The organism is Halomonas sp. BL6, assembly GCF_006228115.1.
In the GTDB taxonomy this organism is placed as follows: Bacteria; Pseudomonadota; Gammaproteobacteria; order Pseudomonadales; family Halomonadaceae; genus Vreelandella; species Vreelandella piezotolerans.
This window is the reverse complement of record NZ_VDGL01000006.1, coordinates 192,590-216,893: the sequence shown is the minus strand read 5'-3', so window position 1 is coordinate 216,893 and position 24,304 is coordinate 192,590. Positions and strand designations below refer to the sequence as shown.

At 58.5% G+C, this 24,304-nt stretch carries 21 protein-coding genes; 7 read left to right on the top strand and 14 right to left on the bottom strand.

Annotation, left to right across the window (positions count from 1 at the left end):
• Positions 1-44: 44 nt before the first annotated feature.
• The 6 genes from FHJ80_RS14040 to nhaD all read left to right on the top strand — a co-directional run bounded on the left by FHJ80_RS14040 (position 45) and on the right by nhaD (position 7,687).
• The gene (locus tag FHJ80_RS14040; RefSeq protein WP_176558249.1) at positions 45-824 is read left to right on the top strand and encodes an HAD family phosphatase; all 780 of its coding nucleotides are present in this window, start codon (positions 45-47) and stop codon (positions 822-824) included.
• 21 nt (positions 825-845) lie between these two features.
• Positions 846-2,474 carry an ABC transporter substrate-binding protein gene (locus tag FHJ80_RS14035; RefSeq protein WP_255303965.1) on the top strand — a complete coding sequence of 543 codons (1,629 nt, stop codon included), beginning with the start codon at positions 846-848 and terminating at the stop codon, positions 2,472-2,474.
• Positions 2,475-2,487: 13 nt separating this feature from the next.
• Positions 2,488-3,447 carry an ABC transporter permease gene (locus FHJ80_RS14030; RefSeq protein WP_139527944.1) on the top strand — a complete coding sequence of 320 codons (960 nt, stop codon included), beginning with the start codon at positions 2,488-2,490 and terminating at the stop codon, positions 3,445-3,447.
• A 37-nt stretch (positions 3,448-3,484) separates the two neighbouring features.
• On the top strand, positions 3,485-4,324 hold the full coding sequence (locus FHJ80_RS14025; RefSeq protein WP_139527943.1) for an ABC transporter permease: 840 nt from the start codon (positions 3,485-3,487) through the stop codon (positions 4,322-4,324).
• Entirely contained in the window at positions 4,317-5,936 is a 1,620-nt protein-coding gene (locus FHJ80_RS14020) for an ABC transporter ATP-binding protein (protein WP_139527942.1), read from the top strand. The genes FHJ80_RS14025 and FHJ80_RS14020 overlap by 8 nt, the downstream gene beginning before the upstream one ends.
• Positions 5,937-6,208: 272 nt before the next feature.
• Positions 6,209-7,687: a sodium:proton antiporter NhaD gene (gene nhaD, locus FHJ80_RS14015; protein WP_139527941.1), complete on the top strand. Its 1,479-nt coding sequence runs from the start codon at positions 6,209-6,211 to the stop codon at positions 7,685-7,687.
• 90 nt (positions 7,688-7,777) lie between these two features.
• Here nhaD and FHJ80_RS14010 read toward each other — a convergent pair whose 3' ends face one another.
• The 5 genes from FHJ80_RS14010 to FHJ80_RS13990 form a co-directional block, all read right to left on the bottom strand.
• Positions 7,778-10,297 (bottom strand): EAL domain-containing protein, encoded by a 2,520-nt coding sequence (locus FHJ80_RS14010; RefSeq protein WP_139528010.1) that lies wholly within the window; start codon positions 10,295-10,297, stop codon positions 7,778-7,780.
• Between the two features lie 92 nt (positions 10,298-10,389).
• On the bottom strand, positions 10,390-11,061 hold the full coding sequence (locus tag FHJ80_RS14005) for a glutathione S-transferase (RefSeq protein WP_139527940.1): 672 nt from the start codon (positions 11,059-11,061) through the stop codon (positions 10,390-10,392).
• 240 nt (positions 11,062-11,301) lie between these two features.
• On the bottom strand, positions 11,302-11,880 hold the full coding sequence (locus tag FHJ80_RS14000; protein WP_139527939.1) for an antibiotic biosynthesis monooxygenase: 579 nt from the start codon (positions 11,878-11,880) through the stop codon (positions 11,302-11,304).
• 114 nt (positions 11,881-11,994) lie between these two features.
• Positions 11,995-12,357 carry a hypothetical protein gene (locus FHJ80_RS13995; protein ID WP_255303964.1) on the bottom strand — a complete coding sequence of 121 codons (363 nt, stop codon included), beginning with the start codon at positions 12,355-12,357 and terminating at the stop codon, positions 11,995-11,997.
• A gap of 30 nt (positions 12,358-12,387) precedes the next feature.
• On the bottom strand, positions 12,388-12,615 hold the full coding sequence (locus FHJ80_RS13990) for a DUF2835 family protein (RefSeq protein ID WP_139527937.1): 228 nt from the start codon (positions 12,613-12,615) through the stop codon (positions 12,388-12,390).
• A 73-nt stretch (positions 12,616-12,688) separates the two neighbouring features.
• Between FHJ80_RS13990 and FHJ80_RS13985 the strand changes: the two genes are divergently transcribed.
• Positions 12,689-13,324 carry a putative metalloprotease CJM1_0395 family protein gene (locus FHJ80_RS13985; RefSeq protein WP_139527936.1) on the top strand — a complete coding sequence of 212 codons (636 nt, stop codon included), beginning with the start codon at positions 12,689-12,691 and terminating at the stop codon, positions 13,322-13,324.
• A gap of 12 nt (positions 13,325-13,336) precedes the next feature.
• On the opposite strand, the gene FHJ80_RS13980 is transcribed toward FHJ80_RS13985, so the two are convergent.
• The 9 genes from FHJ80_RS13980 to FHJ80_RS13940 all read right to left on the bottom strand — a co-directional run bounded on the left by FHJ80_RS13980 (position 13,337) and on the right by FHJ80_RS13940 (position 24,212).
• Positions 13,337-15,139, bottom strand: coding sequence for a bifunctional diguanylate cyclase/phosphodiesterase (locus FHJ80_RS13980; RefSeq protein WP_139527935.1), 1,803 nt, complete (start codon positions 15,137-15,139; stop codon positions 13,337-13,339).
• Between the two features lie 191 nt (positions 15,140-15,330).
• Entirely contained in the window at positions 15,331-17,277 is a 1,947-nt protein-coding gene (locus FHJ80_RS13975) for a methyl-accepting chemotaxis protein (RefSeq protein ID WP_176558248.1), read from the bottom strand.
• Between the two features lie 196 nt (positions 17,278-17,473).
• On the bottom strand, positions 17,474-17,953 hold the full coding sequence (locus FHJ80_RS13970; RefSeq protein ID WP_139527934.1) for a C40 family peptidase: 480 nt from the start codon (positions 17,951-17,953) through the stop codon (positions 17,474-17,476).
• A gap of 74 nt (positions 17,954-18,027) precedes the next feature.
• Entirely contained in the window at positions 18,028-18,657 is a 630-nt protein-coding gene (locus FHJ80_RS13965; protein WP_139527933.1) for a histidine phosphatase family protein, read from the bottom strand.
• 24 nt (positions 18,658-18,681) lie between these two features.
• Positions 18,682-19,497, bottom strand: coding sequence for a phosphonate ABC transporter, permease protein PhnE (gene phnE, locus FHJ80_RS13960; RefSeq protein WP_139527932.1), 816 nt, complete (start codon positions 19,495-19,497; stop codon positions 18,682-18,684).
• A gap of 60 nt (positions 19,498-19,557) precedes the next feature.
• Complete coding sequence (gene phnE / locus FHJ80_RS13955; RefSeq protein ID WP_139527931.1) at positions 19,558-20,385, bottom strand: phosphonate ABC transporter, permease protein PhnE; 828 nt, start codon at positions 20,383-20,385, stop codon at positions 19,558-19,560.
• Positions 20,382-21,257 (bottom strand): phosphonate ABC transporter ATP-binding protein, encoded by an 876-nt coding sequence (gene phnC, locus FHJ80_RS13950; protein WP_239296783.1) that lies wholly within the window; start codon positions 21,255-21,257, stop codon positions 20,382-20,384. Before phnC ends, phnE (FHJ80_RS13955) begins: the two co-directional genes overlap by 4 nt.
• Positions 21,258-21,382: 125 nt before the next feature.
• Positions 21,383-22,348 carry a phosphate/phosphite/phosphonate ABC transporter substrate-binding protein gene (gene phnD / locus FHJ80_RS13945; protein ID WP_139528008.1) on the bottom strand — a complete coding sequence of 322 codons (966 nt, stop codon included), beginning with the start codon at positions 22,346-22,348 and terminating at the stop codon, positions 21,383-21,385.
• Between the two features lie 109 nt (positions 22,349-22,457).
• On the bottom strand, positions 22,458-24,212 hold the full coding sequence (locus FHJ80_RS13940; protein WP_139527930.1) for a bifunctional diguanylate cyclase/phosphodiesterase: 1,755 nt from the start codon (positions 24,210-24,212) through the stop codon (positions 22,458-22,460).
• Positions 24,213-24,304: the final 92 nt, after the last annotated feature.

Genomic DNA, 24,304 nt, shown 5'->3' with positions numbered 1-24,304 from the left:
CGCCCGCCACTAAAAGAGAAGGCGTTTCAACGTCATCAAACCACATGCCCCAACTCAACGTACAAGGTGTTACCTACCCCATCGATGCCATTTTATTCGATAAGGATGGCACGCTACTCAATTTTGGTGACCTCTGGATTGGCTGGTTCGATCAGCTCATCACCACGGTCAACCGCCGCCTCTCTACGTTTTCGTCACCGCCCGCGCCCCTCGCTTTTGCCGAGCTTTATCGTCGCGTGGGGATCTACCCCGACTCCCGGTTGTGGGACCCGACCGGGCCGCTCACCATTGGCTCGCTGGACGACATTGTCACCATCGTGGCGCTCAGCCTGTTCGAGGGCGGCTTGGCGTGGAACGACGCAACGGAAATCACTCACGACGCGCTCCAGTCGCTCGATGCATCGCTCGATTGGTCGCGCTGCGTCACCCCCGTGGCGGGACTTCTCGGCTTCGTCGCTCGCGCTCGCCATGCAGGCGTTCAATTGGCGGTGGTGACATCAGATGATCATCGCAACGCCCTGCGTCATCTCTCCCTTCTTTCGCTTGCGGACCACTTTTCCGTGGTGCTGGGGCACGACCAAGTGCCACGTGGCAAGCCCTTCCCCGACATGGCGCTCGCTGCCTGTCAGCAGCTTGGCGTCACACCCGAGCGTACGCTCATCATTGGCGACTCCAATGGCGATATGGCGATGGGAAAAGCCGCAGGCCTTCGGGCCGGTATCGGCATCTGTGCGGCGCCCCATTTGAGCGGCGAGCACCTGACACTCGCCGCTCACGTGATTCGCGATTACGACACACTGGCCTTTGGCACCTCGCCTCGTTAAACCAACCTAGGGAATCAACGCATGAAAAAAGAACACAACGCACCCACCCACATGCACCCATCGATGGCCGCTTTAGCTCGACAGGCCACCCAAGGCCAGCTGTCGCGGCGTGACTTCATGCGCCGCGCCATGGCCCTTGGCATGGCCGCCCCCTTTGCCGCCTCGCTGCTGTCAGGCCAGGCGTTTGCCAACACCGGTACGCCTCAGCGCGGCGGCATTTTGAAGGCCGGTATGCAGGGCGGCGAATCGACCGATAGCCTCGACCCGGCGAGCTGGACCAGCCAAGTGCAGCACTCGTTTGGCCAATCGTGGGGCGAGGCCCTGACCAACGTTTCACCAGAGGGCGAGCTAACGCCCCGCCTTGCGGAAAGCGTCGAGTCCTCGTCGGATGCGCGTACCTGGGTCTTCAAACTGCGTCGCGGCGTGCCGTTCCACAACGGCCAGGAGATGACCTCTGCAGACGTCGTCGCCACGCTGCAGCGCCACTCGAACGAGGACTCGCAATCGGGTGCGCTCGGCATCATGCGGGGCATCGAATCGATCCAGGCCACCGACACCTATGAAGTCACGATCGTGACGCTCGAACCCAACGCCGACCTGCCGTTTCTGCTGTCTGACTACCACCTGATGATCCAGCCCGGTGGCGGCATCGACGACCCGGCAGCGGGTATCGGCACCGGCCCTTACAAGGTCGTGGAGTTCCAACCCGGCGTGCGCCAGATCGCGGAGCGCTTCGAGGGCTACTGGAACCCCGACGAGTACGGCTTTGCCGATCAGATCGAGATCACCGTCATCAACGACCCCACCGCGCGCATTTCTGCCCTGCAGAGTGGCCAGGTTCACATGATCAACCGCGTCGAGCCCCGCGTCGTGGAGATGGTGCAGCGCCTGCCCAACATCGTCATCAACAATACGTCGGGACGCGCGCAGTACGTGTTTCCGATGCACTGCGATACGGCGCCGTTCGATAACAACGATCTCCGCCTGGCACTCAAGTATGCGATCAACCGTGACGACATGGTCGAGCGCATTCTGCGCGGCTATGGCAGCGTGGGGAACGACTTTCCGATCAATGCCGCCTACCCGCTCTTCCCCGATAGCATTCCTCAGCGCGAATTCGACCCCGAACGCGCCAACTATCACTACAAAAAATCGGGCCACAGTAGCCCCATCATCCTGCGCACCTCGGACGTTGCCTTCCCTGGCGCCGTCGATGCGGCACAGCTGTTCCAGCAAAGCTGCGCCCAGGCAGGCATCAATATGGAGATTCGCCGCGAGCCCGGCGACGGTTACTGGTCAGAGGTGTGGAATAAACAGCCCTTCTGCGCCTCTTACTGGAGCGGCCGCCCCACCCAAGACCAGATGTACTCGACGGCGTATATCTCCAGCGCCGACTGGAACGATACGCGCTTCTTTCGCGATGACTTCGATGCCCTGGCGCGTGAAGCCCGCGGCGAGCTAGACACCGCCCGCCGTGCCGAGCTTTACCACGACATGGCGATGATGGTGCGCGATGAGGGTGGCTTGATATTGCCGATGTTCAACGACTACATCGAAGCGACATTAAATAGCGTCGGGGGCTGGTCAGCGCACCCCATGGGCGAGATGATGGCGGGCTTTGCACTCTCGAAGTGCTGGTTGGCTTCCTAAACCGGACCTTGCTATGAACACCTTTGTCATCAAACTGATTGCCCAGCGCTTGGCGCTGGGCCTGTTACTGCTGCTGGCCGTATCGGTGCTGATCTTCGTCGGCACGCAGCTGCTGCCAGGCGACGTGGCACAGTCCATTCTCGGCCAGAGCGCCACACCCGAAGCCGTGGACAACCTGCGCCGCGAGCTGGGTCTCGACCAGCCCGCTTGGCTACGTTACCTCGACTGGCTCGGCGGCATACTGCAAGGCGACTTGGGCACGGCGCTCTCCAATCGTCAGGATATTGGCGAGTCGCTTTGGGGCCGTGCGGGCAATACGCTATTTCTGGCCTTTTGGACGGCGGTGGTCGCCGTGCCGCTGGCGATTTTGTTAGGGCTCGTGGCGGTGCGCTACCAAAACCGCTGGCCAGATCGGGTGATTTCAGGCACCACGCTGACGGCCATTTCGCTGCCGGAGTTTTTCATCGGTTACCTGCTGATCTACCTATTTGCCGTGAAGTTCAACTGGTTCCCCAGCGTCTCCACCGTATATAGCGGCATGAGCCTGGGCGAGCGCCTACATGCCATCGCCCTACCTGCTGCGACATTAACGCTGGTGATTCTCGCCCATATGATGCGGATGACGCGGGCGGCCATTTTAAGCGTGATGCAGTCACCTTACATCGAAACGGCGGAGCTCAAAGGCCTGGGGCTGTTTCGCATCATCGCGCGACACGCTTTTCCCAACGCCATTGCCCCGGTGGTCAACGTGGTCATGCTGAACCTCGCCTTCTTGATCGTGGGCGTCGTCGTGGTCGAAGTCATCTTCGTTTACCCGGGCATGGGGCAGTATTTGATCGACCATGTGTCCAAACGCGATGTGCCGGTGGTGCAGGCGGTCGGGCTCCTCTTCGCGGCGGTTTACATCGGGCTCAACATGCTGGCGGACATCATTGCCATCGTCACCAACCCGCGACTGCGCCACCCCAAATAAACCGCTGAACACCGTCACCAGACAGGAACGCAACACCATGTCGATATGTTTAACGCTGCTGAAACGGATGCCAGTGACCGCGCTGATCGGCCTGCTGCTCACGTTCGGCTTTTTAGTGATGGCGCTTTTTGCCCCTTGGCTCGCGCCTTACCCCATGTCCGAAAGCGTGGGCGATATGTGGATGGGGCCATCAGCCGAGTTCTGGCTAGGCACCGATAATCTGGGCCGCGACCTGCTCTCACGCCTCATACATGGCGCGCGCACCACCATGACCATTGCGGCCCTCGCCACGGCACTGGCGTTCTCCATTGGCTCGGTGCTGGGCATCCTGGCGGCGGTCTACGGGGGCTGGGTGGACCAGCTCATTTCGCGCGGCGTCGATATCGTCATGTCGATACCGACGCTTATTTTTGCCCTGGTCATTTTGTCGGTGATGCCCAGCACCGTGCTCATGCTGATCGTCATCATGGGCGTGCTCGACTCGACCCGCGTGTTCCGTATTTCCCGGGCGGTGGCCGTAAACATCAACGTGATGGACTTCGTAGAAGCCGCGCGCCTACGCGGCGAGGGTAAAAGCTGGATCATCTTCCGCGAAATACTGCCCAACGCCCTCACACCACTGGTGGCCGAACTGGGGCTGCGGTTCATTTTTGCGGTGCTGTTTCTCTCCTCGCTATCGTTTCTGGGTCTGGGCGTTCAGCCACCGGAAGCCGACTGGGGCAGTATGGTGCGTGAAAACCGCCAGGGCATCGTGTTCGGCGTACCCGCCGCGCTGATTCCTGCGGCGGCCATCGCGCTACTGGCCATCTCCGTGAATTTGGTCGCGGACTGGGTGCTACGCCATACCACCGATCTAAAAGGAGGCCGCCGTGGCTGATACGCTGTTAGACATTCGCCATTTGACCATCGACGCCACGGCCTATCCACCCGGTGAGGCGCCGCAGGAGATCACCATCGTCGACGACATCAGTTTCACCCTGGAGCGCGGCAAAGTACTGGGCCTGATCGGTGAGTCGGGTGCGGGTAAATCGACCATTGGCTTGTCACCCGCGGGCTACGGGCGTGGCGGCATTCGCTTGAGCGGCGAAGTGTGGGTCAACGGCCGGGATATTCTGCAAGACACTCCCAAAGCGCTGCGCCAGCTGCGCGGCAAAACGGTGTGCTATGTGGCGCAGTCAGCGGCGGCGGCGTTCAACCCCGCCCACACGCTGATGGAGCAGGTCATCGAAACCACGTTGCTGCATGGCCTGGCGACACGCCAAGAGGCCGAAGCGCGCGCCGTAGAGCTGTTCGGCCAACTCGGCTTACCCGACCCGGAACACTTTGGCAGCCGCTACCCCCACCAGGTATCGGGCGGGCAGCTACAGCGCGCCATGACCGCCATGGCGCTCTGCCCAAAACCCGACCTGATCATTTTTGACGAACCCACGACGGCACTCGACGTCACCACGCAAATCGACGTGCTGGCGGCCATCAAGCGGGCCATCCACACCACGGGGGTTGGCGCGCTCTACATTACTCACGATCTCGCCGTGGTCGCACAAGTCGCGGACGACATTCTCGTGCTGCGCCAGGGCGAGAAAGTCGAAATGGGCAGCACGGCACAGATCATCGAGTCGCCCCAGGAAGCCTATACACAAGCGCTGGTCGCGGTACGTTCCATCGCGCATACGCCAAAACCGCCTTCACCTACGCCGCTGCTAGCGGTCGAGGATGTCAGCGCGGCCTATCATCAGAGCGGCCACAATGTGTTGGAGACGATCTCTCTGTCGGTGAGCGCCGGCCAGACGCTGGCCATCGTGGGCGAGTCCGGGTCGGGTAAATCGACCTTGGCGCGGGTCATCACCGGGCTGCTGCCCCCCAATCGGGGCCAGCTGCACTTTGCAGAGACGCCGCTGCCCCACACCCTCGCCGAGCGCAGCAAAGAGACACTGCGCGAGCTGCAGATGATCTACCAAATGGCGGACGTAGCCATGAACCCGCGCCACACGGTGGAAACCATCATTGGCCGCCCGCTCACGTTCTATTTTGGATTGAAAGGCAAAGCACGCCGTGAACGCGTCATCGAGTTGCTCGACGCCATCGAGTTAGGAGAAGCGTTCATCGACCGCTATCCGGCCGAGCTCTCGGGCGGGCAGAAGCAGCGTGTGTGCATTGCCCGTGCGCTGGCCGCCAAACCCAAGCTGATCATTTGCGATGAGGTCACCAGCGCGCTCGACCCGCTAGTGGCCGATGGCATTCTCAAGCTGCTGCTACGGCTGCAGGCGCAGGAGAACGTGGCCTATCTGTTCATCACTCACGACCTAGCGACCGTCAAGGCGATTGCCGATAGCATTGCAGTCATGCATCAAGGCCAGGTGGTGCGTTACGGCGAGCGTGACACCGTATTGAGCCCACCGTTCGATGCGTACACGCAAAAGCTGTTGGCGTCGGTGCCCCAAATGAAGCAAGGGTGGCTTGAAGAGGCACTCACGACCCACCACGATTAACCACTCATCGAACCACGCATCGACCCAGGCAGCGCGCTTTCGTCTACTCGGTCGATGCACTATCTTCGTCTTTGGTTTAATCCGCTAAATTTCTTACACTACTGAGCATAATTTACTATTAGCAGAACGGTTAATTTCCTAAAAAAAGACGTCATTACTAAGCGATACGCCGTATTCATTCGGTTTAATTCCGTATTGCGGCGCAATATAGCTTGTTAAACTGGCGGCGCTTATTCCCCTTTCTTTTAACCCATTATAAGGATAAACACGCCATGTTGACGCTACATCATGACCCAGGCCAGCCTCGATACTCTCGTTGCTGGCCTTTTTTGTTAGCGACCTTACTATTACTGTTCACTCCAGCGGCCTTTGCGGTCACCGGTGATGTGGATTTGACCACATCAGCCGTCGGCTATATTGCCGTGGTGGTCTTCGTACTGGCCTATGCGCTCGTGATGGCCGAAGAGAAGATTCACATGCGCAAATCCAAGCCGGTGTTGGTGGCCGCGGGCATCATCTGGGGACTCATTGGCTGGGTATACGTTCAGAACGGGATGTCTGAGACGTCCGAGTACGCGTTTCGCGTGACGCTTCTGGAGTTTACCGAGCTAATGCTGTTCCTGTTGGTGGCGATGACCTATATCAACGCCATGGAAGAGCGACGTGTCTTCGATGCGTTGCGCTCTTGGATGCTACGCAAAGGGTTCAACTATCGTACGCTGTTTTGGCTGACCGGGGGATTGGCGTTCATTCTTTCGCCCATCGCCGATAACTTGACCACGGCTCTTTTGATGTGCGCGGTCATTACCAAAGTGGCCGAAGGTGATAAACGCTTTATCAACTTGGCGTGCATTAACATCGTCGTCGCGGCGAATGCGGGTGGCGCCTTTAGTCCCTTTGGCGATATCACCACACTGATGGTCTGGCAGGCCGGTATCATCCAGTTCCAGGAGTTCTTTATCCTGTTCATCCCCTCGCTAGTGAACTTCCTGATTCCTGCGGCGGTAATGAGTCTGTTCATCAAGGATCAAAAGCCCAGCAGCGTGTATGAGGACGTTCAACTGAAGCGCGGCGCGCGGCGTATCATCGCGCTCTTTTTGCTCACCATCGTCACGGCCGTTCTCTGCCATACGCTGCTCCACCTGCCGCCGGTTTTGGGCATGATGACAGGGCTGGGCTATTTGCAGTTCTTTGGCTACTACCTGCGCCAAAGTCTGCCCCGCTCGTTGGAACGCAAACGTGAACGCTACAGCCGCCTGGGCGACAACAAGAAGTTGGAGCAGCTTGGCGGCGTAGTGCCTTTCGATGTATTCAGCCGTGTGGCACGTGCCGAGTGGGACACGCTGCTGTTCTTCTACGGAGTGGTGATGTGCGTCGGTGGCCTGGGGTTCATGGGCTACCTGGGTCTGCTCTCGGAAGCACTCTATACCGGCTGGAACGCTACTTGGGCCAACATTGCCCTAGGGGTGGTCTCGGCCGTGGTCGATAACATCCCAGTGATGTTTGCGGTGCTCACCATGGAGCCGGACATGTCCCACGGTCACTGGCTATTGATCACCCTTACGGCAGGGGTCGGCGGTAGCCTGCTGTCGATTGGTTCCGCCGCCGGGGTGGCGGTCATGGGGCAAGCGCGCGGCTCCTATACCTTTTTGGGCCACCTGCGCTGGTCGCCGGTGATCTTGCTTGGCTACATCGCCAGTATCGCGGTACACATGTGGCTCAACGCGGGAAGCTTCGGCGTTTTTGGCTAGCGTCCTTCTGAGTGTTCGCGTAGTGCCCACCCAGGTCACCTAGGTGGGCATTTTGTTGTAGGGGCCTCATGGTTCGACAAATGGTTTGTCTCAATAGCTCTCGAACAGGTACTCGATGGGCGTAGGGCGACCAAACAGGTAGCCCTGATAGCGATAGCAGCCGTGGCCTTTCAGCCAGTCTAACTGCTCTTTTTTCTCGACGCCTTCCGCGACCACCGTCAGTCCAAGGCTGACCGCCAATAGGATGGTAGTATCCACGATGGCGGCATCGGCCTTGTCTGTGAGCAGTTCGCGAATGAAGGATTGGTCAATCTTCAGCTCGTCCAAGGGCAGGCGCTTTAGATAACTCAACGAAGAATAGCCGGTGCCAAAATCGTCCAACGCAAAACGAATGCCCTGCGCGCGCAGTTTGAGCATGGTATTGCGGACGCGCGTGGGCTCCCGCATCAATAGGCTTTCGGTCACTTCTAACACCAGCCGACCCGGCGGTGCTTGGGTTTGTGCCAGCAACCCTTCGAGGTTACGCACGAATTCAGGTTGCTGGAACTGTACCGAACTGACGTTCACCGAAATGGTCAACCCTGCATAGGCAGGCTGATGCGACCACTTGGCCAGTTGCTCGCAGGCGCACTGCAGCACCCAATAGCCGATGGGCACGATCAAACCGTTCTCTTCCGCCAACGGAATAAACGTGCCTGGCGATACCCAACCGCGCTGCGGATGGTACCAGCGCAATAGCGCCTCTACACCGATAGTGGCGCCTTGATGGTCGACCTGCACTTGATAATGCAGCGCCAGCTCGTTACGCGACAGGGCTTGGTGCAAATCACCTTCGAGACTTGCCCGCTCCAGCACGCTGGTCTGCATGTCGACATTGAAGAAGCGTAGCGTATTCCCCCCTGCGGCCTTGGCCTGCTGCAGTGCCATGTCGGCCTGCTGCAACACGCTATTGACGCCCTGTCCTGCGCCGTCGAAAAGCGTAATACCAATACTGGCGCTAATCGGCAGGGCACGGTCGTTGCGCAGCTGCGACACCGTTTCCAGCAGCTGGCGGGCCAGTCGCTCGGCGTGGGCAGCGGCCTCACTTTGCCGCTCCCCCAGCCCGTTGACCTGCACGACGAACTCATCGCTACTAAAACGTGCCAGCGTCGCATCGTCACTCAAGCGCTGTTTGAGATGCTGCGCCACATTGACCAGCAGCTGATCGCCACTTTCGTGGCCTTGGATGTCATTGACCAGACGGAAGTTATCCAGGTCTACGATCAGCACGGCGCTGTAACCGCCACCCTCCTCTTCCGGGTCGGTGGCCTTTGCCAGCGACTCGATCAACAAACGCCGATTGGGGAGTCCCGTCAGCGCATCGTAAAACGCTAGGTGATGGGTGCGCGACTGCATCTCCAAGTACTCGGTCAGCTCGGTGGAGATCCCGCACAGGCACGGCGCTTCGCCGGGAGACATCTCCAAAGGCATCTTGATCGATAAGAAGGTGCGCACCCGCTCTTCACCTTGCAGGACGTTATGCTCTTCGACCGTTATTTTTTTGCCCGACGACAGCACTTGTCGATCGTTTTCGGCCATTTCGGCCGCGCTGCCAGAATCGAAAAAAGCATCATCACGCTTACCGAGTATCTCTTGGGGAGAACGTTGGAACAGCTCACTGATTTGCCGGTTGACGTAACGATATTCGAGCGACGGCGTTTTGATATAGATGTAGGCATCGACGCTGTCGAGTATCGTCGCCAATAGGTGTTCGTTGGTGGAAAGCTTGGCGCGATTGATCGTCACACGTCGTTTGAGCGTTAACGTCGCCACCACCGCGGCCACTAGTACGATGAGTAACCCACCCAAGACCCACCAAAGCCACGTTGGGACCAGCGTATCGACTCGACTGCCCGAGCGCCAAGCACTCAGGATGTCGTAATACACCGAGTTCATATCGTCTTTCCAGGCGAGCAACGTGGCATCGATGCGCTCTAACCTATCAACGGCAAAGGAGGGCGAGGCGGCATAAAATAGCCGAGAAGGCTGGAAAATGATCGGCGTTTCGCGCAGACCATAATCTCTCGCCCGCCAGTCGCCAAAAAGGTGGTTGGAAGCCACCAAGTCCGCCTCGCCGTTGGCCACGGCTTGAAATCCCGCAGCGAAGCTATCCACCGGCATCCAGATGACGTTAATACCGAAGCGCTCGGTCACAGCAGCCAGGTAGCTCTGCTGGATCGATCCATCCACCACGGCGACGCGCTGCTGCTCTAAATCGAGGATGGCTTCCACACGAGGATTATTGGCTTGATAGAGCTGGGACCAACTATGCATGACGGGCTCATGGTGAAACGCAAAACGCCCTGCTCGCTCTTCGCTCCAGGCCACGTCGGGCAATAGATCGATCTCGCCCTGCTCCAGCAGCGTCAAACATTGCTGAAAATCACACAGGTGGCTCTCGAGCTGCCACTGCTCCTGCTGGGCCATAGCGTCCAACAGCTCACCCAACACGCCACGCAGTTGGCCCTGCTCACCCACAAACAGTTTAGGCGGATTATGGTAAACCCCGACTCGCAACGGAATATCTGCCTGCGCCGCAACGCTCCACCCTAGACACACAAGCAGTGCCATAGACCCGAAGGTAGCGCCCATCAAGCGCTTGGCAGAACGGTTGCTTGGCATCCGGTTCACCGCGAACACTCCCTTGTGCCGCATAGTAGGCGTTACTCACCCGGCATGGTTAACGGTCCCGCACGCTCCACCACGCGCTTCCATGCAGGATCGCTCTCTACTCGATCCACGAACGCCGCGATAGAGGGATAAGCGGACAGCGACTGCGTCGCTTTTAACGCCTGCAGCGGAAAACTCATTTGAATATCGGCCCCACTGGGCCACTCGCCTGCAAAATGGCCTCGGGTTGTAAGATGCTGCTCGATCATGTCCATATGCTGCGTTAGCTGAGGCTGAATGAAACGCTTACGCACCGTATCGCTAATACCTTTGGCCAGTGGCTTGACGAACCAAGGCGACTGTTTGGGCACTTGACTGAACACCAGCCCCATGACCAATAACGGCATTAACGAGCCTTCCGCGTAGTGTAGCCAATAACGATAGTTGACCCACTCCTCGCCCGCATCGGCGGTCGGCTGACGCTGGCCGTCATCGTAACGGTTCACCACGTAATCGATGATGGCTCCCGACTCCGCAATCGTTAACTCGCCATCGGTAAGGACCGGCGACTTTCCCAACGGATGCACTTTTTTTAACGCCTCCGGCGCCTGCTGCGTCTTACTATCCCGTTGATACACTTCTAACTCATAATCGAGATTTAATGACTCCAAAAGCCATAAAATTCGATGCGAGCGAGACTTTTCAAGATGGTGAACGCGGATCATAACGGCTCCATAAGGCGACTTGATTCACTCACTATAAGTGAATGTCAGTTATCCATTGACTGCAAGCCATCTCAGCTTAGCACTATTACGGCGTTGAACCTCATGGAGAAAGCGGAAGCCACTGTGCAAATGCAACAAGAGGCGAAAATCTCTTTTCGCCTCTTGTAGGCATAACGTGATAAGCCCTTGTTTTATTGATATTTTAATATTAAAAGAGCGTCTCAGTGCGATGATCACGCCCTATGCCCTATATTGCTGTTTCAAACGGGCCAAAAGATCCAGTGGTGACCATTTACCCTGTAACCAAGGGGCCAATAAACGCGTCGAGAGTGGAATGAATACGAACACCATGACTGGCGTTAGCATTAAGGTGCTGACGAGAACGCGGGGCACTAACGCCCAATCGGCGAGTACGCCGCCGAAGAGCCACTGAAACAGCAGTGAAATCGGGAAAAAAGCCAGCCATACGGCCACGGCTTGCTTCCAGCGGGGCGGTGTAACACCCGGCCCTACGTTGAACCACGTGTCCAGTCCCGTCGCGCGGTGCTCGTGGGGTGCATCGTATAGCCCTTTGCCACGCACCAGCCACGCATGACGCGATGCCGAGTGCTCCCAAGCGGCCAGCGAGGCTTGGTTTTCGAAACGAAAGATAATCTGAAACTCATCGTCTTCTTGAGGAGGGGCTAGGACGCCTGAGCCAAGGTAGCCAGGAAAGTCCGCCGCCAACTCACGCCCTTCGTTGAGCCAACGATTGAAATCTTGGTAGCGGCCCTTCGCGACACGGCGAGCCACCATAAGTGTGACCGGCAAGGTAGACATGGGTGATCTCCTAGTGGGTGAGCAGCCATCGCCGGGTAGGCAAGCTGCAGACGATCAGGCGGGTAATCCTGATACGCGTCCCCATTATACAGGCAATATTAATGCCAGGTAGATCTATCGACGCGGCACCGGATGACGACGCTCTCCACGTTGAAACGCACGGACATGTTGATAAATATCGATCGCGCTTTGAATGGCATCGGCCTCTAAGGCATCTGGCTGAATCCGTGGTCCTTTAACACCTCCTTGCGTACGTAACACTTCGTCCACATCGGTGCGATAACGCGAGAGGAGATGCTCGATATTCATACGAACGCGGTGAACTTCTAAATTAAACGCTTGACGCTGCTCGGTACGTTTAACGATATCGAGCGGGTTCTCTGACGCGTTAATCAAACTATCTAGGGTGTTGCACACTAAACGCTCAGCAGTGTTTAAGTTGGGGATCACCGCGTACATCAATTCGTAAAGCGTCATCGTGGCGTCATGCTGGTGCATAAAGCAGGCTCAACTGCGGTTGATTGGAACAATATGGTGAAAGCGGCCTTGATCGGTAAACAGTATCCGAAACACACCATGCACCCCCTCTTGTCCTACTACCCGCTGTAAGGCATGAGCCGGAAACACCACCCAACGGCCATCCACACTGCGCGCCCGCACGTTGTCGTAGCGGCCTTCATAGTAAGCCAAACAGTCGGTGACACTTAGATGAAGAATGACATCGATCGAGTGCATAACGTTGCGCAATTCGGCTGGCTCACGGATACTCTATACTAACTGAATTGGCCGCAAATATCGGTAATCGCTCATGGATCTTTCCTCGATCAACGCCTATCACGCCTCATCTGCAGGCTTGACGTCCTCGACGCTGCCTGCGGCACGTGTCACGCGCAGTGGTATCGAGCGTGACGCTGGTGCCGAACGTTCGCAGAGCGCTCAATCCTCGGACGATGTGAGCCAACGTGAAGAGAGCCGTGCAAGCGATGCCCCTACCGGCCCCACCCGGCCCGATGGCACGCCGCTGGCACCGGAGGAGATTCAGCAGCTCGAACAGCTCAAGCAAACCGATCGCGAAGTACGCCAGCACGAAATGGCCCACCAAACCGTCGGCGCTCCCTACACCGGCGGCGCGACCTATGAGTACGAAGTGGGCCCGGACGGTAAACGCTACGCCGTCGCCGGTGAGGTATCGATCGATTATGGCCCCGTACCGGGCGACCCCCAAGCCACGGTAGAGAAAATGCAAACCGTGATTGCAGCAGCGCTCGCCCCTGCTGACCCTTCACCGAAAGATCTGCAAGTGGCGGCTCAAGCCCGGCAATATCTACTAGAAGCCAAGTTAGAAGCCGCGCGTGAGCAGAGCGAAATGAACCAAGCCCGCACCGAGCAGCCAGACGACGTCGCCGTCAATGACGAACCCCAGCCACCCGAGCAGGCCGCCTAGCGGCTTGATGCCTCATTGTAAGGTTGCCAGCCCTCTCCAATCTTGCCGTGTGGGCCAGTGGGACAGCCACTCAGCCATCGCCTCCGGTGGCATGGGGCGCGCAATGCCATAGCCTTGAGCTAGCTCGCAACCCAGCGACATGAGCGCCCTGGCATGGTCTAACGTTTCAACGCCTTCTGCCAGCATGGGCCGCTGAAACCGGTTGGCCATGTAAATCACGCTTTCCACGATCGCCATATCATCTTGATCGATGAGCATGTCACGCACGAAACTCTGGTCGATCTTGATCAGATTGACGGGGAGCTGGCGTAGATGCGTCAGCGACGAGAACCCCGTGCCAAAGTCATCGATGGCAAACCCGACGCCCAATGCCTGACAGCGCGCCATGTTTTTCAGTGCCGCCTTCACGTCGTGCATCGCCGCACTTTCGAGCACTTCGAGCTTGAGCAGCGACGGTGACACGTTGGGGTAACGTGCCAACAGCTCTGCTAGACGCTGGCTAAACGTATTCACCAACAGATGTGAAGGACTAATGTTGACGTTAACCGGCAGCGCCATCCCTTCGCTCTGCCACAGCGTGAGCTGACGCAGCGCGCGCTCCAGCACCCACTCCCCCAAGTCCACCTCTAAAGGCGTACCATCGATGATCGGTAAAAAGTCACCGGGGGAGAGAAGCCCAAGCTCGGGATGCTGCCAGCGGATAAGCGCCTCGACACCTACCACGCGGCCGCTGCGCATATCGACCTGCGGTTGATAGAACAGGCGAAGTTCGTCATAGTGAATCGCATCCATGAAACGCTGACGCTGCTCGTGACGCACCTGCAATCGACGGTCCTGCTGAGAGTCGAAAAAGTGGTAGGTATCCCGCCCGCGCTGCTTGGCCCGGTACATCGCCTGATTGGCGTGGCGCAGCAACACGTCGCCCTGGACGTGATCGTCAGGGTAGCGAGTAATGCCCAGGCTGGCGGTGAGATAAATCGTCTGCCCTTCGATCAGTAGCGGCTGACGCAATGAGGCGAGTAGCTTCTCGAAAAAGGCTTCCTCGACACCGTGATGCAGTAGCAAAACGAACTCGTCCCCACCAATTCGGGCCAGCACGTCATCCCCAAAAAGCAGGTGGCTGATACGCTGTGCAAATGCTGCCAGCAGCGCATCTCCTATGTGAGGGCCCAAACGATCGTTGATGCGCTGAAAATGGTCGATGTCCAGCGCGCACACGGCCAGCGATAGCTGACGCTGCTCGGCATGCTGAATCGACTCCTGAATCAGTTGGGTCAATAGCTGTAAGTTGGGCAGGCCGGTCAAGGCGTCAAAATAGACTTCACGATTCAGATGGCGCGCGTGTGAGGGAATGGCGGATAAGTCCGCCAGTACGATCACGTGATGATTCACCTGCCCCCGCTCGTCGCGTACACGGTTGATCGACATCATGCCCGGATAATACTGACCGTCATGGCTACGATAGCGAATCTGCCCTTTGCTACGATCGCGAAGCTGCAGCTCTTCACGCATCAAACGCGTCGTACGGCTGTCATCCAAGGGCAGAATGCTAAACGCCTCGGGGGTTTTTCCTTCTACCTCGCTCAACGCCAACCCCGTCAGCTCACTAAAAGCAGGGTTGACATCGACGACGGCGTTGTCGGCATTGGTAATGATGATGGCTTCGTTGGCGTAGCGAAAGGCCGACTCGGCGGGTGTCAGAGATGTATGGGAATCGAAGATCGAGATCGCCACAGCGTCGGCAGATATGGACGCCGGGCGAGGGTTTGGCTGAGGCAAAGACTGCTCCTTTATGTCATTCAAGGGCGGGCTCATGCGTCTCTGCTCTCCTCTTATAAGCGTTGTTGATTTAATGTCTTTCGGTCATATTAACACCGTCTTTTGACCCGTGTTTTAGATTCAACAGCGCTGAATCAACGCGCTTTTATTGCCCTCGTTTCGCGTCTGCATCCATTGCCTAGCGCGTACCAGGCAGTAGGAGGCTCTCTGGTACGCGCATCGTCGCGCTATCGATTATAAGCAAGCTGGCGATGATCGCTCATAACGGGCTCTGTCACTTGAAACCGGCTCACAAGTGCCGACATCTCGTCGGCCTGCTCATCCAGCGAACGACTGGCCGTGGCCACCTGCTCTACCAATGACGCATTCTGTTGCGTGACGTCCTCTAGCTGAGCCATCGCATGGCTAATTTGCTCGACCCCGGAAGACTGCTCTTGGCTCGCCGTGGCAATCTCATCGACCAACGTAGCCACTTGCTGCACACGGTCAGCAATATTGGCAAGCGTGGTGCTCGTCGTGGACACGAGTGATTCACCTTCGCTGATGCGTGCCACGTTGTTGTCGATCAAGTGGCGAATTTGGTTGGCCTCTTCGGCGCTACGACTGGCCAGTTTACGAACTTCATCGGCCACGACGGCAAACCCTCGGCCGTGCTCACCGGCGCGCGCGGCTTCAACGGACGCATTCAGGGCCAGTAAGTTGGTTTGAAACGCGATGTTGTCGATAGCAGCCACGATCGATGTGACCTGTTCGTTGGCCTGATGAATCTGCTGCATGGCTTGGCGTGCCTGCATCGCCACGGCGGTGGCCTCTTTTGCCTGCACCGCGACCTCGCCGGTCATCCGTTGGGCTTGATGAGCATTCTCCGCATTTTGGCGCACGGTAGCGGTCATTTGCTCCATGCTCGATGCGGTTTGCACAAGCGAAGCCGACTGCTCTTCGGTACGCTGCGCCAAGTCCTGATTTCCTTGAGCGATTTCATTGCTAGCCAAGGCAACCGAGTGCGCATTGCGCTTCATTTCTGCGATCAACTGCTCGGTTTGTGAAGACGCGTCGTTCACGGCTCGATAGAGCCTGGACAGCTCATCGCTACCAGGCACGGGTAAACGTTGGGTCAAGTCATCGCCACGGTCGGCAATACTCGCCAAGGCCTGCTTCAGCGGCTGCGTGATGGTACGCACGATGAGCACGGCTATCCCCACCGCAACCGCCGTGCTCAGCACGGCAACCCCCAAGTACCACCACAGCGCCTGCTGGGCCTGCTGCTTCAATGTCTCGGTCGTCGTCATGATGGCCGTTGCGGCACTATCTTCCAGGCCTTTCAAACGGCCAATTTTGACGGTTTGCCAGTCGAACCACTCCTCGGGATCAACCCCGTAATCACTGCGCTGTGCGATGGCCAGCGACCGTCGCGCCAGCACGCGCTCGATCTCGGGACCACTGAGCGCTTGGCTGAGTGCGTCACGTTGGGTGTCGTCGGAGAGCACGCGGTAGGCTTCTAAAAAGGAAGCTTCGGCACCCACCAGAGAAAGCAGACGCTGAAGCGTGCTATCGGGCATCGCATCGGCCGCAAAGACGCCTGAGAGTAGCGCCCGCTCGATGCCCGCCAAATCTTTCGCTTCGAGAAGGTTGTAGTACGCCGCCAGTTGGCGCGTGATGCTCCCCTGGCTTGTCAGCTGAGCCAATTCACCCACCAACGTCATGAGCGCACCGTTCAGCTGCGTATAGTGGGCAAGCGCATCGGGGGTGGATACGCTGAGTTGGTCGACTTGGCCGCGCAGTGCTCGAACGCCCTGCCAGCGCTGTCCGATTTCCGTCAGCAGTGCGTTCAATCTTGCACTCAGTAGCGTCGATGATAGCGCTCGTTGCTGGTGGAAAAACGCCTCCGCAGCGGCTTCGGTGCTAGGACGCTGCTGGTTCAGACGGTTACCAAATGCGCTGCCCTGACTGCCAATGAAGCCAGCCGTCATGCCCCGCTCTAACTGTACCTGATGGACCCAATTGCCTGATCGTTGCGCCAGCGCCGTCAGGGCCTGCATGCGTGATAGCTCCGTCACGGCGGCTTGCCGCTCGACGATACCGCTAATCGCAAACCAGACAAGGGCCAGCAAAGGCAAGACCAATACCAGGGCAAATTTATACCGCATGGATAAACGGTGGAGCAGCTCTTTCATCGCGTTGCTTAGCCTCGTTTCGTATCGTTCGGGGAGGTAAGCGGCGTACTCGTTTGTTATCAGTGCTTATTGGCACATTATTCTTCAAGCTTGCCGCGTTTTGCGGCAGAGGGACAAGGGGTCGGCCAGCAAAATAATGCGAGTGTATCGTGTGCTCACGAAAGGTTATTGACCTAAGTCAGGCTTGTCTCACGTCTTAGGGCGCCACCGATGCCGCGCCTAAAAAGCGTTGCTGCCAATAGTCGATATCCAGCGGTACGCTTACCACGGCGCGGCCGCTACCGGGAGCGTGAATCATCTGGCGGTTACCGCCGTAGATGCCCACATGGGTGGCTTTATTGCCATCGCCGAAAAAGAGCAGGTCGCCAGGGCGGGGAGCGTCGACTTGGGGAAGCGCACGAAACTGGCCGTCGGCGGTGCGTGGCACGCGAATACCTGCGGCGCGGTAGGTCATCTCGACGAGGCCGGAGCAGTCCAAACCGTCGGGGGAGTTGCCACCCAAGCGATAAGGCGTGCCGATCGCCTGCTGGGCATGGGAGAGTATCAACGCGCGCTCCATCGACATACCCGCTGGCGAGCTGGGCGCGGGGGCCATCGCCACGTCGTTACTGGCACACCCTGCCAAGAGCAGCAGCATGAGCAGCGCAAAAAGAGATGAACAGCGAGTCAACGGCATGGCAACGCTCCAAAAAAACGTGTTGCTCTTATCATGGCCTAAGCGCCGTTGACCCGCTACTGCTTCACGCGCGCTTACCGGCCGACCCACTCGATAAACGTGCTCTCGCCCATAGCATGGCGTTCGTGACGTAGGCGGCTCATGGCGGCATAGGGCAGATCCATCACTAGACCATGGCTGAGCGGCTGCTCTAACACTTGACGGAACAGGGCATTGCAGACGAACAGATGGGCTACCACGAGCACATGTCGACCAGGAGGATTCGCCAACAGCCGCCGCCACGCTTCGCTGACCCGAGCATCCAGCTCGGCGTAGGTTTCTCCGCCAGGCGGTGCGGCGCGGGCGGGGTCGAACCAGAAAGCACTCATCTGCTCCGTGCCCTCTTGGGCGTACACCTCGGCGTACGTTTTACCTTCCCACTCGCCCAGGTACAGCTCGGCCAAGTCCTCATCCACCTGTACCGGTAGGTCGAACTCCTCCCCTAACCAGAGCGCAAATTCGCGGCAACGGGCCAACGGCGAGCTCACAATGGCATCATAGGGCGGCCGACCCTCCCTCGTGTGACGCATGACGGCATCGGTCACCTGCTGCCAGCCTGTTTCGCTGAGAGGGTGGTCGGTACTGCCCCGTAGCATTCGCCCACCTTGGGGTTCACCGTGGCGCATCAGATCGATCGTCGTGATCTCGGCATGGGGAAAGCGCATGGCGATTCTCCTAACGGGTACGGATTAAATGATGGCGTGACGTACGCGAGCCGAGACCCATTCCGATACCAGCACCGTGGCAAAGATGAGCACGAAAATCACGCTCACCTGATTCCACGCTAAACTGTTGATCGACGCATTGAGCTGTAAGCCAATGCCGCCCGCACCGACGAGCCCGAGCACTGTGGACTCGCGGATATTGATGTCCCAGCGATACACGCTGATGCCTGCAAAGGCGGGCATGATTTGCGGCAGTACGCCATAACTCATGACCTGCAAGCGACTCGCGCCGGTGGCACTGATGGCTTCCACCGGCGTGGGATGAATCTCCTCGATGGCCTCATAGAGCAGCTTGCCCACAAAGCCAATCGACCGCAGGGCAATCGCGATGATGCCCGCCAGTACGCCGGGGCCTAGAATGGTGACCAGCAGCATGGCCCAAATCAGCGAGTTGATCGAGCGCGAAGCGACGATGATCGTCAGCGCCACGCTGCGCACGAGAGGATGCGGCGTGGTATTGCGGGCGGCCAAAAACGCGACGGGAAATGCCATCATGATCCCCAGCGCAGTGCCCAAGGTAGCGATGTTGATCGTGTCCCACATGGGCTGCCAGAGCTGGCTAGCATACTCCCAGCGCGGCGGCACCATACGACTGATCAAGTCGCTGCCCTGGCGGCCCGCGTCCTCTACGAACACCCACATGGTGTTGTCGGAGATCACTTTCCAGCAGAGTAAGAACAGGCTAATGCCCGCCAGCCAAGCGACGTACTGCAGCCACTGGGCGCGGCTGGTGCGCCGCTGCCACTGCGGCACGCCTTGAGAAGAAGTGGTTACCGGCATGGAGGATTCCTCTTGCCTTTCAGATTGGATAAAGGGATAGCCCACACGCCTAACGCCATGCTACTGCGTCCAACGACGCACATGGCTAGAGGCATATTCGCTCATGAGTACGATGGCGATGATGATCAGCAGGATGGCGGCCGAGGTGCCGTACTCGTAGCGGCTAAGCGACGTATTGAGTGTCGCGCCAATCCCCCCGGCACCGACGATGCCAATCACCGACGACTCGCGGAAGTTGATATCCAGCCGGTACATCGAGAGCCCGATCAAGCGCGGCATCACCTGCGGCTGTACGGCGTGGTTCATGGTTTGCCACCAGCTGGCACCGGTGGCGCGCACGGCTTCTACCTGTTTCCAGTCGAGGTCTTCGATATCTTCCGCCAGCAGCTTGGCCATGAAGCCGATGGTGGCAAAGGCCAAGGTGAGCATGCCTGCAAAAGGACCAAAGCCGAACATCACCACGAACAGGATGGCAATGATGACCTCCTGAAAGGTGCGCGAAATCGCGATAATTGCCCGACACACCGCATACACCGGTAACGGCGCAATATTTTTGGCCGCGCCTAAGCCGACGGGAATGGCGAGTAGAACGCCGATCACCGTCGAGGTCAGCGTCATGGTGAGGCTTTCCAGCAGGCCTGCCAGAATGTCGCTTTGACGGCTGACGAAATCGGGCTGCAAAAACGCTCCGAGGAAGTTCAACGCGCGCCCGGCCCCTTCCGCCACCCGCGCCCAATTCACCTCCACCGAAGCGAGCGCCAGTACAAGGTAGACCACTCCCCCCAGCACCAACGCCCAACGCAGGCGGCGGCTCTCGATCAGCGGCAGCCGCCGCCATTGGCCCTGCCGGGCCGCCTGCTGGCGGGCTCGCGTGTCTATCGTGCTCATTGAGCGCCTCCACTCGCCAAGCGGCCCTGTTGCGGTGTTTGAGGCGCGCTGGCCGAGGGTGACGGCGCGGTACGCGGTGTCACCTTCTGGTGCTCTTCTTCGTCGTCATCGGCAGGCTCTGGTGTGGTGTCCCACTCCTCTTCACCGTAAATGGTGGTCAGCATCTCGCTGGTCAGCTCGCTCGGCTTGCCGTCGAAGACGATCTGCCCGGCACGCAGCCCAACGATACGGTCGGCAAACTGCTGGGCCAACGCTACGTCATGAATGTTGATGATAGCGGCCAGCTCGCGCTCGGCGCACAATTCACGAATCAAACGCATGATTTGGCGGGAAGTTTTCGGGTCTAGACTGGCTGTGGGCTCATCCACCAACAGCAGTTTGGGGCTTTGCAACAGCGCCCGGGCGATGCCCACCCGCTGGCGCTGGCCGCCGGAGAGGGCATCGGCGCGTTTATCGATCGCGTGGGGCAAGCCAACTCGCTCCAGCAGTCGAAACGCTTCTGCCACGGCCTCCTGGGGATAGCGGCGCAAGAAACTACGCCAGAACCCCACATACCCCAATTGGCCCGACAGGACGTTTTCCATCACGCTCAGGCGGTCCACCAGCGCATACTCCTGGAAGATCATCCCCATGGCGCGGCGAGCGTGGCGCAGACGACTACCCGAGAGTGTCGTCAGCTCCACATCGTCTAATCGAATGCTGCCTTGCGAGGGTTCTACTAGTCGGTTCACGCAGCGAATCAGAGTGCTCTTTCCCGCGCCAGATGGGCCAATCAGCGCCATGACCTGCCCTTTGGGCAGCGACAGCTGAATATCGGTCAGCGCGCGATCGCCGGTTGGGTAGCGTTTGCCAACGCCGGTGAGTGTCAACATGGGAAGTGCCTCAGTGTCTGATACTCAAGTGCTTATATGAATAAGGGCTTATGTCATTAGCTACATAGCGGCTCGGCCAGAAGGTCGCCCTCCTGGCCGAGAAAACGCACGGAATGACGGATCGATCAATCGCAGTCGTACGTCACGCCGTTGGCATCGGCGATGGTACGGATCACGGACCAGTTCTCTTGGTAGGTGATCGGAATGAACTGTGCTTCACCGGAGTTGGCAAACTCGGCTTCCAGCGGTGTGCCTTCCCAGTCGTAGCTAAAGAATGCATCCTGAATCTGCTCGGCAAGTTCAGGGTTCAGATTGTGCGCCAGACCGTAGGCCGTCGTGGGGAAGGTTTCAGAGGTATAGATGACGTTGTAATCATCTTCGCTCACCACGTCGCGCGACAGCATGCGTTTGGCGACGGAGTTGGCAATGGCGGCCGCGTCGTAATCTTTGTTCACGACGCCTAGGATGGAGTTGTCGTGAGAGCCCGAAAAGGCGGTTTCGAAGTCTTCACCCGCTTCCAGGCCGTACTCGGAGCGCAGCAGCGCGGAGGGAGCGCGAAAACCGGAGTTGGACGTTTCGGAGGTAAACGCCAGTTGACGACCGGCCAAGTCTTCCACCGTCTCGATGCCGCTATCGGGGTAGGTGATGATTTCCATCTCGTAGCCGAAGCTACCGTCTTCTGCCGCCATCATGGCAAAGGGACGGAAGCCACCGCAGTTGACCGCCACCGGCACACCGCCAGTGTTGAAGCCCGCCACGTGCAAGCGTCCTGCGCGCAGGGCTTCCTGCTGGGCAGCGTTGGACTGCACGGGGAAGAACTGGACGTTTTTACCGGTAGCGTCGCTCAGATGGTCCAGAAAATCGGCCCAAACATCGGCATAAACAGCGGGATCTTCCACCGGCGTATAAGCAAATACCAGCGTATCGGGATCGACCCACTGCGACTCGTCGCTGGGCACGTCGGCGATCATGTCGCCGTCGCTGTCCGTGTAGCGTGAAGAGAGGTCAGCCGAGGCAGACACCGCTGCCAGTGAAAAAGCGCCTACGACAGCGGCGCTCAACAGCGTACGAGAGAAAGAGACAGAGTGCATGTGCATGGCATCACCTAAGCGAGTTATGAAGTGTTCATGCCATAGTGGCGGGCCAATATGACAGCAGCGGGACACTCCCGTGACGCTTGGATGACGACGACATGACGACCTACTGGGCTTCTCCGGTGCAGCAGCCCCGCCGCTCGACGAACAGACTGTTGCCCGCGATTTTTTTGGCCTGATGCTTTAGCTCTGATAGCTGCGCGGCGATATCCAGCGCCTTGCAGGGCGCTGGGTCAGTAATTGGCTTGACCGCAATCGAGACGCTGACAAAGGGGAAGAACGTCACGCCCCCTTGTCGGCTTTCAATGGAAATTCCCCCCTGCAGCCGATCACTCTCCTCATAAAATCCCGGCGCCAGCACTTCGAAAGAGTGGAGAATTTGCTCGCAGACGTTTTGCCAGTGCTCTAACGGCAGCAGCATCATGAAATCGTCGCCACCGATATGCCCAATAAAGCCCCCCGCGCTCTCCACTTGAGCCTGGAGCAGCCGTGAGAGCGAAATGATCACGTGGTCACCGCGAGCATAGCCATAGGCATCGTTAAACGCTTTGAAGTTGTCCAGATCGACGTATGCCGCCGCGAACCCACGCTCTTCGGATAAATACGCCGCCAGGGTTTCGTTGATCAAAATATTGCCGGGCAGCCCGGTAAGAGGGTTGGCATGGCGCGCTTGACGCACTTGAATCGCGGTAATCTCCCGCAGCAGATCGACGATATTGCCCATGCCCAGGTAGTGACCGTCACCGCCGACGATGACGAAATCTTCCTGTTCGATATCGCGGCTGTCGGTGAGCTGTTGACTCAGGGCTTCTAAAGAGAGCTCTGCGTCCGCGACGATCATTTTAGGATCGGCGATATCTAACACGCGACGTTTAGCATACAGCGCGTGGCCGTACTGATTGGCAAACAGCGTCAAAAAAGCGTTGCGGCGGACCACTGCCACAGGGACCCTCTCTTCCACCACCGCCACGCAGCGCAGCTTAGGGTCTTCGCGAAAGCGTTCAGCCAGCGCGGGCACTAAACAACTTGCCGGGATGCTCTCGATGGGACGCAAGATGGAGTGCGCCGTGCGTCCCGCCGGGCCTTTGAGCTGGGTGGTGGCGGGCAATAGCGTATTAAGCTGCATGGGTGGCTGAGGGCTCGGCCGAGCAAAATAGAACCCTTGCAGCAGTGCCAGCCCGCGATCGAGTTCCCATAGGCAGAGATGCTCGGCCGCCGTTTCGACCCCCTCGGCAATGAGCTGGCAATCGAGGCTGCGGGCGACATCCAAAATCGAGCGCAGAAACTCGCGCTTGGCGGGTTCCTGATCGATCCCAGAAATAAAATGACGGTCAAGCTTGACGAAATCGGGCCGTAGCTCCGACCAGTGGCGAAGACTCGAGTGACCAGCCCCCAAATCGTCCAATGCCACCTGAAACCCCATGTCGCGGTAGTGATCTACCGCTTGGCGCATCAACTCGTAGTCGTGAATCGGCACATGCTCGGTCAGCTCGATGACCACCCGCTCGGGTGGCAAGCCGCTCTCTTGGATAAAACTGAGCGTCAGCCCTTCACGAAAATCCCGCTCCACAATGGTCAGCGGCATGACATTGAGAAACAGCAGTCCCGGCAGGTCGAGCTCGGCAAAGCGGCGTATGGCAAGACGCCGGCAAAGCAGGTCCAGCTCGACCAGCAATCCCGCCTGGGTCGCCACATCGAATAACCGCAGCGGAGAGTGAAGCGGAGACGTTTTTGGCCCGCGAATCAGCGCTTCATAGCCGTAAATAGCCTGCTGATTGGCGTCCACGATCGGTTGGAACAGCACGTGCAGCTCTTCTGCCGCAATAATGTGATTTAGCCACTGCGCTTCTTGTGCGGTCATATGCCTGCTGCCCTATCAAACGTCGACTATCCCTATGATTCGTAACGCTCCATGAGGAAGGTACTAGGGCAGCAAGGGTGCGTCATTGTGAT